Origin of the sequence: uncultured Salinicola sp. (assembly GCF_937921195.1) — a bacterium.
Taxonomy (GTDB): Bacteria; Pseudomonadota; Gammaproteobacteria; order Pseudomonadales; family Halomonadaceae; genus Salinicola.
Map to the genome: position 1 here is coordinate 28,589 of NZ_CALFQK010000027.1, position 16,123 is coordinate 44,711.

The following is a 16,123-nucleotide window of genomic DNA, read 5'->3' on the forward strand; positions in this document are numbered from 1 at the left end:
ACTTACGTGCTGGACCGGGCCATCTGCGCGGACTTGCCGCGCAGGCGAGAAGCGATCAGGCGGTAAAGGCCGTAAAGCAGCAGCAGAGTGACCCCGCTGACGCCCAGGACAATGACGAAAGAGCCGGAAGCAGAGGTCACGCCCAGCGGTGACAGCGCCGCGTAGACCAGCACGAACAGCGCCACCAGCAACCAGCTGGCGTGCCGGGCGTAGCGCCATGGCGTGGTATCGACTTCCCGCGTGTCCGGGATCTCGACCGGCTCGGGCAGCGGCTTCAGCAGGCGCACCAGCGTCATCACGCCGAGCATCAGCAGGAAGTTGATCCCCACCAGCAGCAGCCAGTGGACCTGGACGAAGCCGAGATCGTCACCCAGCACGAAGTGCGTCAGGTAGAAGAACGCCATGCCGAAGACGAGGCCGACGTAACCCGCCAGCGCTGGCGCTCGCTTGGAGATCACGCCGAACAGAATCACCGTGAAGATCGGCACGTTGATCACCGCCATGATGGTGCGCATCAGGGTGTAGAGGCTGTCGGCGTTGGCGATATAGGGCGCGATCACGATGCAGATCGCGATGGTGGCAGTGGCGAACAGCTGCCCCACGCGGACGGTCTCGCGGTCGGTGGCGTTCGGCTTGATCAGCGACTTGTAGATATCCAGGCTGATCAGCGTCGAGAGACTGTTCACGCCGCTGTTGAAGGAGCTGAGAATCGCCCCGAACATCGCCGCGCAGAAGAAGCCGGTCAGCCAGGGCGGCAGGATCGAGCGCACCAGCACCGGATAGGCGACATCGGCGTTGAGCGCCTCGCTCCCCGGCTTGGTGGGGATCTCCAGCATGCCCTGCTGGTAGAGATGCCAGGCGATGATGCCCGGCAGCACCAGCATCAGCACCCCGGCCATCTTGAGGAATCCGGCGACCAGCACGCCCTTCTGGCTCTCGGCCAGCGAACGCGCGCCCAGCGCCCGCTGCACGATCGCCTGGTTGGTGCACCAGTAGAACAGGTTGATCAGCAGCACGCCGGAGATCATGCCGTACCAGGGGATGTTGGCGTCCGGCGAGGTGCCGACGGCATTGAGCCGCTCCGGCGCCTGGGTCGTCATCACCTGCCAGCCGCCGAACAGATCGCCGCCGCCCAGCGTGTAGAGCCCCAGGATCGGTACCAGCAGCCCGGCGATCAGCAGGCCGATGCCGTTGATGGTGTCCGAGACCGCCACCGCCTTGAGCCCGCCGAAGACCGCGTAGATTCCCCCGACCACGCCGATGGCGATGACCATCACCCAGGTGGTGGCGGTCTGGCCGATGCCGAACAGCGTGCCGATATCGAACAGTTGGCCGAGGGTGATCGCGCCGGCGTAGAGCACGAACGGCAGGAAGCCGATGACGATGGCGTAGATGAAGATGAACGAGGCGACGATTCGCATGCGCCGGCCGTACCGGTGCTCGAGAAACTGCGGTACGGTGCCGATGCCGGAGCGCAGATAGCGCGGCAGGAAGACGAAGGCGAGCACGATCAGGGTCAGCGCCGCCACGGTCTCCCACGCCATCACGTTGGCGCCGTTGCTGAAGGCGTTGGCGTTGAGCCCGGTCAACTGCTCCGCCGAGATGTTGGTCAGAAACAGCGAGCCGGCGATCACGATCCAGCTCAGGCTGCGCCCGGCCAGGAAATAGCCCGATATCTGACTGAGATCGTCGCGCCGCGTCTTCCACCAGGAAATGACCGCAACCAGCGCCGTGAAGCCGAGAAACGAGACGAGCGTCAGCGTCATGGCCGCCCCTCCTGTGTCGTGGCGCTCCTTGCCCCGGACTCCGCTGGCTGGCGACGATCAGCGATTTTTGCCCGCCAGTCGAGTATGCCCGCCGCCACTGTCCAGACCAGGAACAGACCGATCAGCACGAACAGCGTGGTGGCGATACCGCTATGGGTGAAAAACGACAGGAAATCGCCTCGCGAGATCAACAACCCCCGGCGCAGCGAACTCTCCAGCGCCGGCCCCAGCACCATGCCGATGATCAGCGGCGCCAGCGGATAGCCGCCGCGGCGTAGCACGTAGGCGAGAATCCCGGTCAGCGCCGCGACCACCAGATCCAGCGGATTGCCGCGTACCGACACCGCACCGATGAAGCTGAACATCACGATGCCGCCCATGACGAAGCCCAGCGGCAGCTTGAACAGGTAGCGGAACAGGCCGATGGAGGGCTTGCTGAGAATCAGCATGGCAACGTTGACGATGATCAGCACCACGAACAGCGCGTAGACCGTCTGCGCCTGGTCCGCCATCAGCCGTACCCCCGGCGTGATGCCATGGATCACCATCGCGCCCATCATCATCGCCGTGACCACGTCGCCGGGAATGCCCAGCGCCAGGGTGGGAATGAAGGCGCTGCCGGTCACCGCGTTGTTGGAAGACTCGGAGGCGATGATGCCATCCGGCTCGCCCTTGCCCAGGTTGGCCCGCCGCGGCGACAGCTTCTGGGCCGCGGCATAGCTGATGAAGGCCGCCGCGGCCGCGCCGGTACCCGGCAAGGCACCGACGAAGCTGCCGATGAACGAGCCCCGCACCAGTTCGATCAGGCGTCGACCGATCTCGCGCAAACTGGGGAAGCGCAGCCGCGCCTCCGGGATGGTGGTGGCCTCCTCGTCACGGGCCGAGAAGCGAACGAAGACTTCGGATAGCGCGAACGCCCCTACCACCACCGGAATCAGATCCAGCCCCGAACTCAGCGCATAGGTGCCGAAGGTGAAACGGTCGGCGCCGGTGATCGGGTCGCTGCCGACCGTCGAGAAGAAGAACCCCATCATCCCGCACACCAGGCCCTTGAGCAGGCTGCCGCGGGAGATCCCGACGATGCACAGCATCGCCAGGCAGACCAGCGCGAAGACCTCGATCGAACCGAAGTTGACGGCGAACTTGGCCAGTTGTGGCGCACAGAAGATCAACAGCACGCAGGAGAGCACGCCGCCGAAGAACGAGGCGAAGGTCGCCCAGCCCAGCGCTTCGTCGACCCGACCCTGCTGGGTCATCGGGTAGCCGTCGAAGGTGGTCGCCGCCGACTGCGGCGTACCCGGCGTGTTGATCAGGATCGCCGTGATCGAACCGCCGTAGACCGAACCGCAGTAGACGCCGATCAGCAGCGCCATGCTGGTGATGACATCCATGCCGAAGGTGAACGGCAGGAAGATCGTCAAGCCCACCACCGAGCCCAGCCCGGGCAGCCCGCCGATGATGATGCCCGCCCAGGTGCCGATCACGATGGCGAGCAGCGCCTGCCAGGTGAAGGCGTCGCCGACCGCCGCCAGAATCACGTCCATCTCAGATTCCCCTCCATCAAACCAGACCACTCGTCAACAGCGCCGGCAACCGGATCATCAGCACGTGATGGAACAGGAACCACAGCCCGCCGCCGATCAAGATCGTCCCCAGCACCAACGGCAGCGGCCGCCGGATTCGAAACAGCCATAGCGTCAACGCCACCAGCGGCAGCGCCGGGATCAGGAAGCCGAGGCTCGCCGTGGCCACCGCGGCGACCAGCACCGCCGCCATCAGCAGCGGCAGCGGCGAGCGCGCCACCCGCGGCGACGCCTTGGGTTGCCTCGGCGCATGGCGGATCAGCTCGCCGACCAGGATCGCCAGCGCCATCACACACCAGATCGTGAGCACGATACGCGGCACCAGCATGGCGCTCTCGGGCCCCTGCCAGGCGGTGATCGAGAGGCCTGCGCCGGCCACCAGCAGCGCCAGCGCGGTCAATACCCGAGGGTGGATCAAGGAAGCGAACATGAACCGCGGCTCCTGGGAGATCGAGAAAACAAGAGAGTGAAAGAACGGATTACGGCGCCAGGCCCGCGTCCTCGAGCACCTGCTTGTTGGTTTCGAAACGCTTCTGGACGAACGCCTTGAAGTCATCCGGCCCGAGATAGGCGATCCCCGCCTTGGCCTTGTCGGCGAAGCTCTTGAACTTGTCCGATTCGACCGTCACCTTGCACGCCTCGGCATACTGCTGGGCACGCTCGTCGGAGATCCCCTTGGGCGCGACGACGCCCTGCCAGACCGCGAAATCCAGCGCAGGCAGGCCAAGCTCCTCCACCGTCGGCACGTCGTCGTAGCCCTCGACACGATGATCGGCAAACACCGCCAGCGGGCGCAGATCATAGTTTTCGAGAATGGTCTCGGTATCCGCCATGATCTGGATCTCGTTGCCGGCCAGTGCGTTCATCGCCGGGCCCGAACCGCTGTAGGGCACGTGCTCTGCCTTGAGATCACTGTTGACCACCGTCGCCGCCATGGCGAGATGCGGCAGCGTCCCCGGGCCGGAGGAGCCGTAGAGGAACGGCTGATCCTGGGACTCCTCGACCAGTTGCTTGAACGAGGTGATGTCGGAGGACTTCGAGACCATCAGGAACATCGGATTGGACACGGTGCGGCAGATGTAGGTGAAGCTGTCCGGGCCGTAGGGCAACTTCTTCAGCGAGGGCTGGATCGACAGCGCCCCGGCAGGCTCGTAGCCGATGATGTTGGGATTGCCCTCGCTATTGGCGACTTCCGCCGTGCCCACCGTGGCACTGGCACCGGCGACATTGCGCACCACCGACGTGACGCCGAGCTGTTGCGAAAAGGTCGGCTCGAAACTGCGGGCGACGATGTCGGTCGCACCACCTGCCGCGAACGGCACGATGATCTCCAGGTTGTCGGCAGCCACGGCCGCGTGGGTGGTGCCGATCAGGGCCAGGGTGGCCAGGGAATAGCGCAGTGACTTCATGGTTGGCTCCATTTCGTAGCGCTGCGAAAAAAAGCAAAACCAGCGCTGCCGTCAGATATTTGGCCTCTTTCGAGCCCGTTCAGGAGAATTCTTCCTCGACATGGCCTAAAATCGTAGCGCTACGAATAGACACGAACAACGCGTCGTTATCGTCCATTCGTCGTAGACCCCGATCCAGGTCGCGGTCCGAGCGCGGTGCTTCTCCCCTCACGAAGCGCCGCGCCAGACCCGTTACACTAGGCGCTGTCTGAAAAGTCGACGAGCGAAGGCTAGACAAGGCAAAAATCGATGAAAGAGCGGAGTTTACGCGGTGTAAATGAGCATCTTGACCGGGCTGGCGCACCAGCCGATTTTTAACGCCGTATGGGCGAGCGCAGGCAGTTTTCCGACAGTGCCTAGCGCGCGGGACCCAAAGGGGAACGAAAAAAACTTCATCTGCTTATCCGACCCGAGCGCGGGGTCGGGAACGAGGTAACGGAATCTTGGCCAAACGACGACGACGCGGTTCGCAGCGCGTCACCATGGGAGAAGTCGCCAGACTGGCAAACGTGTCGCCGAGCACGGTGTCACTCTATCTGCGTCGTCCGGACGAGGTCTCCCCTAGGCGCGCCGAGAAGATCCAGGCGGCCATCGACCGGCTGGGCTATCTGCCCAATACCATGGCCGGCGGGCTGGCGTCGTCGCGATCCAACGTGATCGGCGTGCTGGTGCCCACCATCACCAACTCGTTCTTCTCGGAGACGCTGGAAACCCTCGAGCGCCATCTGCGAAGCGCCGGTTATCAACTGCTGATCGGCAACACCGAATTCGACGATGCGCGGGAGGAGGAGCTGATTCGCTCGATTCTGAGCTGGAACCCCGCTGGCCTGGTGCTGACCGGCTTCCTGCACACCCGCAAGTCGCTATCGGTGCTGGCCAACAACGATACGCCCATCGTCGAGATGTGGGACTACGGCCAGCCGGGGCTGGACATGGTAGTGGGATTCTCTCACCACGCCTGCGGCCGCCTGGTGGCCGAGCACATGCTGCGGCAGGGACGCCGCCGGATGGCGTTCGTGAGCACCAACTTCCAGCGCGACGTGCGTGCACGGGACCGCTACCACGGCTTTCGGGACACGGTGGAGGCCGCCGGCGGGACGGTCGAACTGCGGGAGCTGAGCGGACGCAGCCACGCCGAGGAGACCGGACGACTGACCCACGCTCTGATGCAGGATCATCCGGAGATCGAGGCCATTGCCTGTTCCAACGACATGGTGGCGCTCGGCGTACTGTGCGAATGCCAGCGACAGGCGTGGGACGTTCCCGGCCGCATCGCCCTTGCCGGCTTCGGCAACCTGGACTTCACCACCAGCACCGTGCCCCCTCTCACCACCATCGAACCGCCACGCCGGGAGATCGGCCAGCACACCGCCCGGCTGCTGCTGGCCAGTCTTGCCAGCAAACTCCCGGAGGCGGAGAAGCGAATGGATCTGGGGGTGAGGCTGGTGGAACGGGAGAGCGTTTGAGGACATCGGTCATCCGAGAAGGCGAGGTAAAGCTCTGTAGCGTCCTGAGCCGCCGGTACCGTGATACAGCGTCCTGGGTAGACATGCTCCGGATTGCCGCGACAGGGAAACTCGTCGTCCTCTACCGGCGCATGTATATCGGCATCGAACGGTCCCGGCTCGTCGGGGTCGAGCGCCAGCAGCTCGTCATGTGAGATGTCGACTACTCGATCAGGAAGCCCTTATCGGTAACGACATGACCAATCCAGTGCCCCCGAGGCTCATCGAAGGCAAATCGATAAGGCGCCTCGCACGCCTGAATCGAAGTCACCGGACATTATAACCACCCAACACCTTCGGGCTCCTTAACAGCACACTGTCATCCGCGAACTTTGACAGACAGCCTCTTTATTGCGAGAACGGTTTGACAGTAAAGCTGACCTCTTTACCTGAGTCACTCGTATACCTGGTAACCTCGCACTCATCTAGGGATTCCAACCGTTCACCCGAGCCGACTTCCGCTTCATACACAGAAGTATAATCAGGATCGCTAGACCCAATCGACCCGAGCTGTTGGTGCAATTTAGCTGATCCAGTACTCAAAATTTTCCCTTTGCTTTTGAAAGCAATGCTCACATGCCCTTCTGGGGGAGGGCCCATGACTGGGGCAGTTGCAACAACAACAGCCTTCGCATCATCTGACTCATAAAAGATGTTGCCAGGCTCGCACTCGAGAATACTTACGACGGCTTCCACTTTCTCAGACTGACCCCCTTCGCAGCCCGACAAAAAAACCAAAAGCCCGCACAAGACAAATATTTTATCGCCTTTCAAAACAACATCTCCTAAAAAACTAAAACCCAACGAAACCCGAACCATTCTCAAACAAATTCTTGTTGAACTGTTCTTTTTCGAGCAGCCGTTTATAGAACAGATCATTACTTAGGAACTGGCCAATTCTTTCAGGCTCTACCCAAGCAAAAGATTTTTTAGCACGAGGAGCGCATGACTTCTCAACAAATTCTGGCCACCTTGGCTCACGGCATGACTTTAGCACCAGCCATTGTGTGAGCACTAAAGAAAACAAAATTGGATAATAAAGAAAGAAAAGCTTGTGGCGTAGCGACACCAGGAGAGGAGAGAGGTTTGAAACAACCCTAACGAAGCAATTCCTAAAACTCACTTTCGTCGAGTAATAAATAAATTCATCTCCAGCAGCAGGAGCCGCGTCTTGAGGACCATGCTCCATATATTTTTCCAGAAAACACCAAAGGGAGAGTATGCGATAAACCTCGTCCCGATGAAAAAAATTACCTACGGAAAAGGTTTCAACAACCGTAGAGCCATTTAACACATGTCCTCTCAGGGTACATATTTTGCCCGTTCCATCCGTCCCTATATGCCAATAGATATCACCCCAATCCAGAGCCAAAACCCCGCCAAACTCTTTGCTCCTGAATACAAAAACCTTACCCGACATCCTGTTGAATCGGACAGGAAAATATCTCCAAGAAAAGAATTCATATCTAAGATACATTTGCCAGAGAAACAAACCTCCTCCTCCCGTGACGACGGCGAAGACAAAAACAAAAACCAGAAAAAAAACGAAACCGATTGCTTGCGACAAATAATCAGACAAAAGCATGAAAAAGACAGAGATCCCGAAAACAAAAAGAACGAAGATCCCCAGTAGGCACACAAGTGTTTTCGCCATTCCTCTTTGGCGCTCACTACAGTCGATCATCTCACAGAACTCAGAATTAAAACGAATAAGCGCACCATAAGGGTCTGGCAGATAGGAGGAAGCCTTCTGCAGTAGAAAATGAGAGCGCATCTCTTCTTGAGATATGCGCCGATTAATTTGAAAAGGTCGAGTCCAACCAAGCATCATGGTTAATTCTCTTCGTTGCCGTCCGACATAGCCAGCATTGATTCCCTTTGGGCTTTAACGCTAGGAAAACTGCCATTCCTGTTACTCCCAAAAAAATAGTTTTATCAAGCCGCTTACCTATTCTATCAAGTCAAAGGAAGCCAATAACAGCCGTTATCACTAGAACCACAAGGTTCAAGAAGACATTAAACCCAGCTCTCGAAAAAATTACAATGCCAAAAAATAACATCGACATACTCAACGTCATTGTTTTTCAATGTGCTCATCGGCAACTCTCTCGTCCATGAATTGGCATTGGACAGAAAAAGCCCGCATGCCTAAAACAGGGGTGCCAATACCTAGCTGAGTATTGCGCCCTCCAACACAGACCCAAACCGAGAATTCTGCTTGCCACACTAATTACAACGCATAACCGAGTCACCACCTCGATTAATGATCATACACCTATCGACATATATATAGACTTCATCGACGGACAGCGAGTCGAAGATTATCGACACATCGAAATTTCATTTACCAAGTGATTGAACACGACGACTGCTGTCGACAATCTCGTCTCCATACAACCAAACTAACCGCCCTCTAGCAATTAGCATTACAGAGTGAGTAGTGGTAGGATTTATCGCCAATACTGACCTCTAATTGATCGCGTTTACGTCGTTCTACTACGTAAAGCTCTCCTTTCCAGCCCCCAGAGAGCATGGTGGCCATACTCATCTCCCCTAAACGACTAGCCGACAGTTTCAATGCAACCTTGTCATCCGGATAGCCCACCTCAACCTTGGTAAAGAAAAGCGCCTGCGTTCCCGATCGAGCCGCTTGATAGGAATCAGAGCGGGGGTAGGCAACCAAGAAAACAAAGTTTTTATCGAAGTCAGTACTAGATAGATTTGGCAAATGGCCACGTGAGTGGCCATAAGACGAGTCTGCCATTTTTTCAAATTCCTCAGCATTAAGAACAGGAAAAAACGCCAAATCGGCATACTGAGGCGGGTTATCCCCTGGCTCGCTTTCCAGGGCCATTCCACTTCCCGATAGAATCGCAGACACTAGGTGTTTTGTATCCAGCATTGGGCGAAAACTGGTGCTAAACTCAATCGACGGCTCTATCTCCGAAGATTTTTCTTCCCCCCAGCCCATGTCACCATCGCAGCCACTCACAAGAAAAGACAGAGCGCCAAAGAAGAGAAAACCAGAAATGCGCATAAGACAACTCTCAGAACATGAAGAAATGTTAACCCCATACTCTTGACAGCTTTCAAACAGTCAGGGGCTCCGTTTATTACTCCGCGGCGGCCTCATGGAGGACACCCACCTAGCCCAATAGCTCCAGCACCAATAGCTAACTTTGGAGCATGTGCATTACCACCACCTATCAGTTCGGTCGCCAGGCCAGCAGCTAGTGTGCCCGAATAGACAAGGAGCTTACATAGCATGCATCAGATTTGTAACTGCATAGTAAGTGGCGATACCCCAAAATATACTTCCGATAACAAACCCAATTACAGGCACAACGCCTTGCTTGAAAGATAATTTTCGATTATCTCTCCAGTCTTTGAAATAAGGATCGTTATCGGCAACGCTGCATTCAGCTTCTACAGATTCCGGCCAATGTGGCACACGGCTCGTATACATGGCGATCAAACGACCCCAAGTAATCAAAGCAAAATACGGAGAAAAAGGTAGCTGAATTAAGTACGGAGCAACAGCCGCGGGACTAAACCCACCAATTATGCCATACCGCACGCCCTCACGACGCCCACTGATAGGCCAGCAAAACTGAGTCAGCTCATAGTTTTCCACCACCCCTTTATCCTCTTCCATATACCTCCGAACATATTCCCACAGATCTACAAGTCGTTCTTCTGCTCCCGAGTGCGGCATAGCCAGAGTAAAGGTGGCTCGAATAGTTTCGCCATCAGCATCAAGGACATGAGCGCGGATGTCATAATCCCTTTCACCTAAAGGAGGTTTGCTTGAGGCCTTGCAAAAAAACAGATCATCCCAAGATGCCTTAATAATCTTTCCATCGGGCTTAAAAGCATAAACCATTCTATTTTTTCTATTAACTCGAATAGGGTAGTGAGTTCTTCGAAATGCCTCAAGACAAAACAAATAAAAAAAACAAATCGCCACAAGCGAAAAAAGGAAAGAAATCCCAAGCCCAAACCACATCGCAAAAGTGCCCTGCCTTTCCAAAGCAGCAACTAGCATTATAACCGCGCCCAAAACAAAAGGGGCCACTCCCATAATCCCATAAACTACAGCATGCCCCTTGCTAGAATACCATCGGTCAACCAACTCCATGTAAGTACTATTAAGACAAATTACAGAAAGGTCATAATCAGGCTCTTTGCTAGCTTTGTCTTTCTTGTGGAGGCAGTTAAGTTTTTCCTCCTCAACCAATGGCCTATCTATTTTATATTTCCATTTATAAGGCCCCAGGCCGGTAATATTCATATTCAAGTTTCTCTAACCACCAGAGCCAAATGCAAAGCGCCAGGAATCTTAATGCACGTTAAAAAGCGCCACAGAGACATCTTCACATGGCATTAACCATACTGGCTATCGTCCAATAAATCGTTAATGCCGCGACCGCACTACCGATCACAAACCAGATCATAGGCCATGGACCTTCGATAAAACTGAACTCCTTGTTGTCATGCCAGTCTTTACGGTAAGGATCGCTCTCATCGACTCTGCACTCGGCTTGAATTTCTTGAGGCCAACGTGGAACGCGGCTTGTGTACATGGCAATTAGTCGCCCCCAAGTAATCACCGCCCAAATAGGCGACATCAAAGCCTGTGCAATGAAAGGTGAAAAAGCCGCTATACCAAAGCCTCGAACGACACCGAAATAAAGACCTTCTCGACGCTCACCAACCGGCATGCAAAGCTTGGTTGCCTCATAATTCTTCTTTACACCTTTGTCGTCTTCCATATAACTTCGGATATATTCCCACAGAAGGGGGAGACGCTCCTCGTCACCAAAATAGGGATATCCCAGCGTAAAGGTTTCCCGAACTGTGAGGCCATCTTCACCCAGGATGTGCGCGCGTATATCGTAAAACCTTCGGCCCATTAAGGGCACATAGTGACTGTCTTTGCAGAAAAAAATATGATCCCACGAGGCACGGATAACTGATCCGTTGGGCTTGAAGGCATAAACCATGCGAGCTTTACGATTTAGACGGATAGGATAATGGGTGCGACGGAATGCTTCAAGGTGAATAAACCATAGAAACATGACCAAGATGGCAAAACATATTGCGGAGGCCACTATGCCAAATAATGCAATCTCAAGGTGATCAATCTTTTCAATGGTGACCTGTAGTCCGGCTACTACACCATAAATCATGGGGGATGCCCCCAGAGCTCCGTAGATCACAGCATGCCCTTTGTCAGCATACCAACGATCTACAAGTTCTAAGTACGTGCTATTTAAGCGAATCACAGAGAGATCATCGTCTATCTCTCTACTCGCGCTGCTTTTTACATCCAAATGGTTTTTTCTTTCCTCGTCGGTCAGAGGACGGTTAAGTTTGTATTTCCACTTATAGGGTCCGAGACCTTTGAAGTTCATATCTTAGTTCCTAATTATTGCTCAAGGCTTCAAATGCATCAGTTTCAGATGTAAAGCTCGGGAATCGTTCATCGGAGTCTTCTACGCCGAAGTAACATTTCTCCATCCAATCTTGAAGCGCATTATTGCTCATCAACGCAATAAAGATGTTTACTACGATTGCTGCCGCTGCCAGAGCAATGCCAATCCCAGTTGCGCTTAAAAAGGTTAATGCAATAAAAGCACCTGCTCCAAAAACGGCAGACCCCAAGTAGAGACTTGCTAAGAGAACGCTCCCCTTTAGCGCTTTGTCGTAAGCATTATGAAGATCCCAGAAAGACATCACCACCGCGGCCGCAAAACCCAATAATCTTCCGCCAATCCGGAACACACCTTGCCATATCTTGCCGGCTTTTTGTGACAGTCTTCCGCCTACCCGACTGGAGCGTTCCAGAATGGCATGACCCGTATCCGCGACCGAGCCAGCGGCACCCGCAACCAGCGCCCCAAAACGCCATTGCGTTTCGGTGCGATTCTCGGCAGTCGCCTCATCCATAGCTTTTCCTTGGGCCCGAAGTGCCCACATGCCTAAGACTAAGCTAACAATACCTAGCTGAGTGTTGCGATCCCCAATAGAGCCCCAGACCGAACCCTGTGTCCGGCGCCATTGATTGTAATCCATGACCGTATCACCGACTCGGTTAGCGACCGTGCGCCCGTCGCTAGAGGTATCGATTTCCTCGATGGAAAGTGTATCGAAGACCATGGAAATATCGAAATTGCCTTTGCCCAGTGATTGCATATGGCGATAACTGCCACGAGTCTCGATCCGCAGCTTTTCCTTGAGCAAGGTTTGATCGGCGCCTTGCAGGGCTGGGTTGACACGCTGCATCTCTGCGATGAGTCCATCGATGGCATCGCTGACATGTCCAGACACACGCGTATGGGTTACCTTGCGGCCCGAAATAACACCCAGCGCAATCAGCGCCGGTCGAACCGTCTGCTCGTCCAACGCGCTCAGCATGGGAGCCATAACTGCGCCCAGTAATCTTCCGGGAGCCGCCTGCGTGTCTGGGAAGCGTTCGGTCGCAGATTGGTAGCTTGATACCAGACCAGTCCACGATAGCGTTGCAACTTGATCAATCTTCAGTTCTGGCGCTGCCTGCGTGTTGACAGCGTCACGAACCACTTTCAAATTGAGCAGGAAACCACGCAGCAACCAATTGTCGTCGGTGATGCTGGGTGCGGTTAGCCACTCTACGTACTTTTCAAAAGCGGGGCCGTACTGCTGCGTGTCTTGGATGCACAACACCACTGTATCGGTAAATGCCTGCCCTGATTCGGCATCTTCGTCGTCGAAGTGGGCTTCGAATTGCTTTTGGATGGAAGACCCTGTCAGCCAAGCTTGGTGGGCATGAACCAGTGGCAACATAACGTTCTGATCGAAACGTTCCTGCTCCGGCTTGAACTGCGTCTGTTTCCAGAATTCAGGCTGGCCATCCCGTAAGCGACTACGGTATCGCTCCCAAGCGTCATCGGCTTCCCGTTGGAGCTCCTCAGGAGTGATTCCCTCGGAAACCTCTTTCCGTGCTTTATCACGCTCATGCTTGAAAAAGTCTGTGCCTGCCTCTCGACTTGCTTCCAGACGATCATGATAGGCATGGACACGTTGCTGCTCTTCCCAGGGTGGCTGTCCGGGACCGGCGAAGATGGGTCGATGCAGAGGCCCTGAATCAACTCTTTTGTCGATATAGCGGAATTTGGCCTGTTCTCGAATGGCAGGTTCCAGCGCGTTGATCGTGGCAGCAGTGGCAAGGGGCCAGCGACGTCCATCGCTGTTCATGAATTCCTTTAGACGCACCGCCATCAAACCAGCCAGATCTGCCGAAATCCCCACCGGGTCTTCCAGCGCGACCAGCATGGGTGTCATATCCAGCGGTTCGGCCTGCTCGTCTGCCCACCGCTTGAGTCCCTCGACCTGCTCTTTCATGCCATGGAACGGAAATGGGCTGAACTCGAAAGCGTGTCCGTCCTGACGCTCCCAGGTTCCCGAAGCGCCGGGCCGCCATGTGCCGGAAGCACCATGCTGATCCGGCGGCGTCCAGATACGCCCGGCCTCAGCGACGATGTCCCCCAATTTTTCCAGCGACTCTGCGTAGGGCGCGCTACCACCACGCCATGCCCCGAGCGAGACCCGACGCATGTTGTCACGTCGCTGGTTCGCGTTCGTCGCGTGCTCTTTCCACACCCGCTTGGTCCAGGCCCCGTCGGAAAAGGAGAGATAGACGTTATCGGCCTTGTCGGCACCGGGAATCATCACGCAGCGCCCGGGATAGGCGTGCGAGGGGTTGGCGGCGCAGGCGAACTCCTGCTCGTCGGCAGGCGGCTGCAAGCGGCCATCGATGGGCTGCGGACTATCGGGATCGATCGCCACCACTTCGTCGTGAGAGACGTCGACGTACTCGATCAGATAGCCCTTGTCGGTGACGACATGGCCGATCCAGCGGCCACGCGTCTCGTTGAACACGTAGAGAAACCCCGCGCGCAGCAGCCTGAGCGTATAGCGTTGCCCTTCAGGTAATGGCGTTGCCGTGAGGCTCTCATCGAGCAAAGCGCCACTAATCTCGGGGCCAGGAGGATGCCCGGCCTGATCTCCCCCATCCGTTCGCGTGACGGCATATCGCAGCGGCAGAATCGGCAACCCGCTGCGCTGGCACACGCGACAATTGGCGATCGACTGTACGTCCTCGGATGCTCCACTCATGTGATGGTCTCCAGTTCCCGTGCCATGGCGAGTAACGACTGGGCTGAGAGGTCTTCACAGCGGCGCACGTAGCTGCCCTGTGTCTCGACCGTCTGATCGAGGCGCCGTCGCATCTCGGGGTGATCGTGAATGTGTGGGTGAAAACGAGCGGCTTGCTCGGCGTAGAGTTGGCGGCCCTCGGCGTCGGTCAAGCCGAGCTGCTGTGCCTTGACCAGCAGACCGTCCAAATCCCTGTAGTCGTCGAACGAGGCCACGGCTTCCGGCTTCAGCATGGCCAGCCGGTCGATGACGGCGTTGAGAGAGGCCATGCGGTCGATACACGACGACTGTGAGGCAGACAGCAAAGGCGCCCGAGTCGAAAGATCGGATGCTTCATGGCGCTCGAGCGCATGCCACTGGCCGTACTGATTCGGCCAACGCCAGCAGGTGATGGGACCCAGCAGGCGATCCATGCTCGCGGTCTCGAGCAGCCAGCACAAGTGACGAAAAACTCGCGGATCGTAGCAACGTAGCCACCAGCGTCTCCGGCTTCCCGGACGTGGCTGTTCGAGAGTGAAACGGAAGTGCCTGATCACCTCTTCGGTGTCCGCTTCACTTTGCAGCAAGGCAGACAGGAAGACGCTACCGCGCTTGGCGTACTGCTCGATCCGCTTGGCCAGATGCTCACGCTGTGTCAGCGAGAGTGACTCCAAACAGACCAACTGAGGTAGCAGCGGATCACGTACCTTGACGCTCGGCGTTTTCAACGTGTGGCTATCCAGGTCGTCGCGATCGCTGGACGCAACGTGTAGCGGATTCAATAGTGCATATCGATGTCTATCCGGCTGTAGCCAGTTGGGGTCGAACGGCCTGGCCGCGCCAACCCTAGAGGCCGGGCTATCCTGCTTTGGGGACGTTTTCTGACGCTCCATGATCTCGGCCTCTCCGGCTATAGCGCGCTGGCACCCGCAGAAGCCGAATCGTCTCCGGCAAACTGGGTCTCACAGGCGCCCTCCGGCAACTCGGGCATGGCGGCATCCATGCTCGCCGGCCCGCCAAAGCTGTGCTGGGCCCCCTTGATATCGATCTTGCCGGGGCCGTGGACGTCGATATTACCGCCTTCGATGCGGATATAGCCGCCACCGCTGTTCAGCAGGATGCCGTTGGCGGCGTTGATCTCGACCCGCCCTTCGGTGGAGGTGATCTTGACGTCCTTCTGCGCGGTCAACTCCATCGCATCGCTCTGGGCCTGAACTTCGACCTTGCCGCGGGCGGCGAACAGCTTCATCCCGGCGCGGTAGACGAACAGCGAGAGCTTCTCGGAGATCGACGCCACCAGGCTCTTGCCGGTGGCGATATTGACGTCCTCGCCACTGGAGATACTGAGCGATCTGCCCTGGGCCAGGTGGGTCGATTCCGGGGTGCTCAGCGTAATGCCGGCGGGCGAGGCCATATGCAGCCACGGCGCTTTCATGCGTGCCGCTTCGCCCCGGCCGCCGCTGTCGGTGGCACCGCGGGCGTTGCTCTGATCGGAATCCGAAAGCTGTTCGCTATTGCCGTAGCGGTCGTCGGCGTCTTCACCCGCCTGCTTGAGGTTCGTCCGGCTGTCGAGGGCGTCGGCGTTGTGGTTCGCCGCACTCTGGCTGAGGCTGTCGGTGAGCTGGTAGGCGCTGTCGAGCTGCTGT

The 16,123-nt window shown here is 56.8% G+C and carries 14 protein-coding genes; 2 read left to right on the forward strand and 12 right to left on the reverse strand.

Features of this window, described 5'->3' with window-relative positions; genetic code table 11:
- Positions 1-2: 2 nt before the first annotated feature.
- The 4 genes from Q0602_RS02235 to Q0602_RS02250 are packed head-to-tail and all read right to left on the reverse strand — an operon-like array spanning position 3 to position 4,758.
- Complete coding sequence (locus Q0602_RS02235; protein WP_298838267.1) at positions 3-1,766, reverse strand: solute:sodium symporter family transporter; 1,764 nt, start codon at positions 1,764-1,766, stop codon at positions 3-5.
- Positions 1,763-3,310, reverse strand: a complete 1,548-nt coding sequence (locus Q0602_RS02240; RefSeq protein ID WP_298838272.1) for a tripartite tricarboxylate transporter permease — start codon at positions 3,308-3,310, stop codon at positions 1,763-1,765. Before Q0602_RS02240 ends, Q0602_RS02235 begins: the two co-directional genes overlap by 4 nt.
- A 16-nt stretch (positions 3,311-3,326) precedes the next feature.
- The gene (locus tag Q0602_RS02245; RefSeq protein WP_298838275.1) at positions 3,327-3,779 is read right to left on the reverse strand and encodes a tripartite tricarboxylate transporter TctB family protein; all 453 of its coding nucleotides are present in this window, start codon (positions 3,777-3,779) and stop codon (positions 3,327-3,329) included.
- Positions 3,780-3,828: 49 nt separating this feature from the next.
- Positions 3,829-4,758 carry a tripartite tricarboxylate transporter substrate binding protein gene (locus Q0602_RS02250; protein ID WP_298838278.1) on the reverse strand — a complete coding sequence of 310 codons (930 nt, stop codon included), beginning with the start codon at positions 4,756-4,758 and terminating at the stop codon, positions 3,829-3,831.
- Positions 4,759-5,240: 482 nt separating this feature from the next.
- Here Q0602_RS02250 and Q0602_RS02255 point away from each other — a divergent pair, with 482 nt between their 5' ends.
- Together Q0602_RS02255 and Q0602_RS02260 are read left to right on the forward strand one after the other, a co-directional pair.
- A complete protein-coding gene (locus Q0602_RS02255; protein WP_298838281.1) occupies positions 5,241-6,263 on the forward strand; it encodes a LacI family DNA-binding transcriptional regulator in 1,023 nt (340 codons plus the stop codon).
- Positions 6,260-6,457 carry a hypothetical protein gene (locus tag Q0602_RS02260; RefSeq protein ID WP_298838284.1) on the forward strand — a complete coding sequence of 66 codons (198 nt, stop codon included), beginning with the start codon at positions 6,260-6,262 and terminating at the stop codon, positions 6,455-6,457. The genes Q0602_RS02255 and Q0602_RS02260 overlap by 4 nt, the downstream gene beginning before the upstream one ends.
- 193 nt (positions 6,458-6,650) lie before the next feature.
- Here the strand turns inward: Q0602_RS02260 and Q0602_RS02265 are convergent, their stop codons facing one another.
- The 8 genes from Q0602_RS02265 to Q0602_RS02300 all read right to left on the reverse strand — a co-directional run.
- Positions 6,651-7,076, reverse strand: a complete 426-nt coding sequence (locus Q0602_RS02265) for a hypothetical protein (protein ID WP_298838287.1) — start codon at positions 7,074-7,076, stop codon at positions 6,651-6,653.
- A 19-nt stretch (positions 7,077-7,095) separates the two neighbouring features.
- On the reverse strand, positions 7,096-8,133 hold the full coding sequence (locus Q0602_RS02270; protein ID WP_298838290.1) for a DUF6708 domain-containing protein: 1,038 nt from the start codon (positions 8,131-8,133) through the stop codon (positions 7,096-7,098).
- Positions 8,134-8,715: 582 nt separating this feature from the next.
- Positions 8,716-9,339: a hypothetical protein gene (locus Q0602_RS02275; RefSeq protein WP_298838293.1), complete on the reverse strand. Its 624-nt coding sequence runs from the start codon at positions 9,337-9,339 to the stop codon at positions 8,716-8,718.
- Between the two features lie 219 nt (positions 9,340-9,558).
- Entirely contained in the window at positions 9,559-10,593 is a 1,035-nt protein-coding gene (locus Q0602_RS02280) for a DUF6708 domain-containing protein (RefSeq protein ID WP_367276904.1), read from the reverse strand.
- 82 nt (positions 10,594-10,675) lie between these two features.
- Positions 10,676-11,716 (reverse strand): DUF6708 domain-containing protein, encoded by a 1,041-nt coding sequence (locus tag Q0602_RS02285; protein WP_298838299.1) that lies wholly within the window; start codon positions 11,714-11,716, stop codon positions 10,676-10,678.
- Positions 11,717-11,726: 10 nt separating this feature from the next.
- Positions 11,727-14,459, reverse strand: a complete 2,733-nt coding sequence (locus tag Q0602_RS02290; protein WP_298838308.1) for a T6SS effector BTH_I2691 family protein — start codon at positions 14,457-14,459, stop codon at positions 11,727-11,729.
- Positions 14,456-15,259, reverse strand: a complete 804-nt coding sequence (locus Q0602_RS02295; RefSeq protein WP_298838311.1) for a DUF4123 domain-containing protein — start codon at positions 15,257-15,259, stop codon at positions 14,456-14,458. Before Q0602_RS02295 ends, Q0602_RS02290 begins: the two co-directional genes overlap by 4 nt.
- A gap of 128 nt (positions 15,260-15,387) precedes the next feature.
- The coding region (locus Q0602_RS02300; protein ID WP_298838313.1) for a DUF2345 domain-containing protein at positions 15,388-16,123 on the reverse strand (736 nt) is incomplete at its 5' end.

Excerpts from the sequence above, each read along its gene's own strand:
- Q0602_RS02270 (WP_298838290.1), bottom strand. The coding sequence starts at position 8,133 with ATGATGCTTGGTTGGACTCGACCTTTTCAAATTAATCGGCGCATATCT.
- Q0602_RS02275 (WP_298838293.1), bottom strand. The coding sequence starts at position 9,339 with ATGCGCATTTCTGGTTTTCTCTTCTTTGGCGCTCTGTCTTTTCTTGTG.
- Q0602_RS02245 (WP_298838275.1), bottom strand. The coding sequence starts at position 3,779 with ATGTTCGCTTCCTTGATCCACCCTCGGGTATTGACCGCGCTGGCGCTG.
- Q0602_RS02250 (WP_298838278.1), bottom strand. The coding sequence starts at position 4,758 with ATGAAGTCACTGCGCTATTCCCTGGCCACCCTGGCCCTGATCGGCACC.
- Q0602_RS02290 (WP_298838308.1), bottom strand. The coding sequence starts at position 14,459 with ATGAGTGGAGCATCCGAGGACGTACAGTCGATCGCCAATTGTCGCGTG.
- Q0602_RS02240 (WP_298838272.1), bottom strand. The coding sequence starts at position 3,310 with ATGGACGTGATTCTGGCGGCGGTCGGCGACGCCTTCACCTGGCAGGCG.
- Q0602_RS02285 (WP_298838299.1), bottom strand. The coding sequence starts at position 11,716 with ATGAACTTCAAAGGTCTCGGACCCTATAAGTGGAAATACAAACTTAAC.
- Q0602_RS02280 (WP_367276904.1), bottom strand. The coding sequence starts at position 10,593 with ATGAATATTACCGGCCTGGGGCCTTATAAATGGAAATATAAAATAGAT.
- Q0602_RS02235 (WP_298838267.1), bottom strand. The coding sequence starts at position 1,766 with ATGACGCTGACGCTCGTCTCGTTTCTCGGCTTCACGGCGCTGGTTGCG.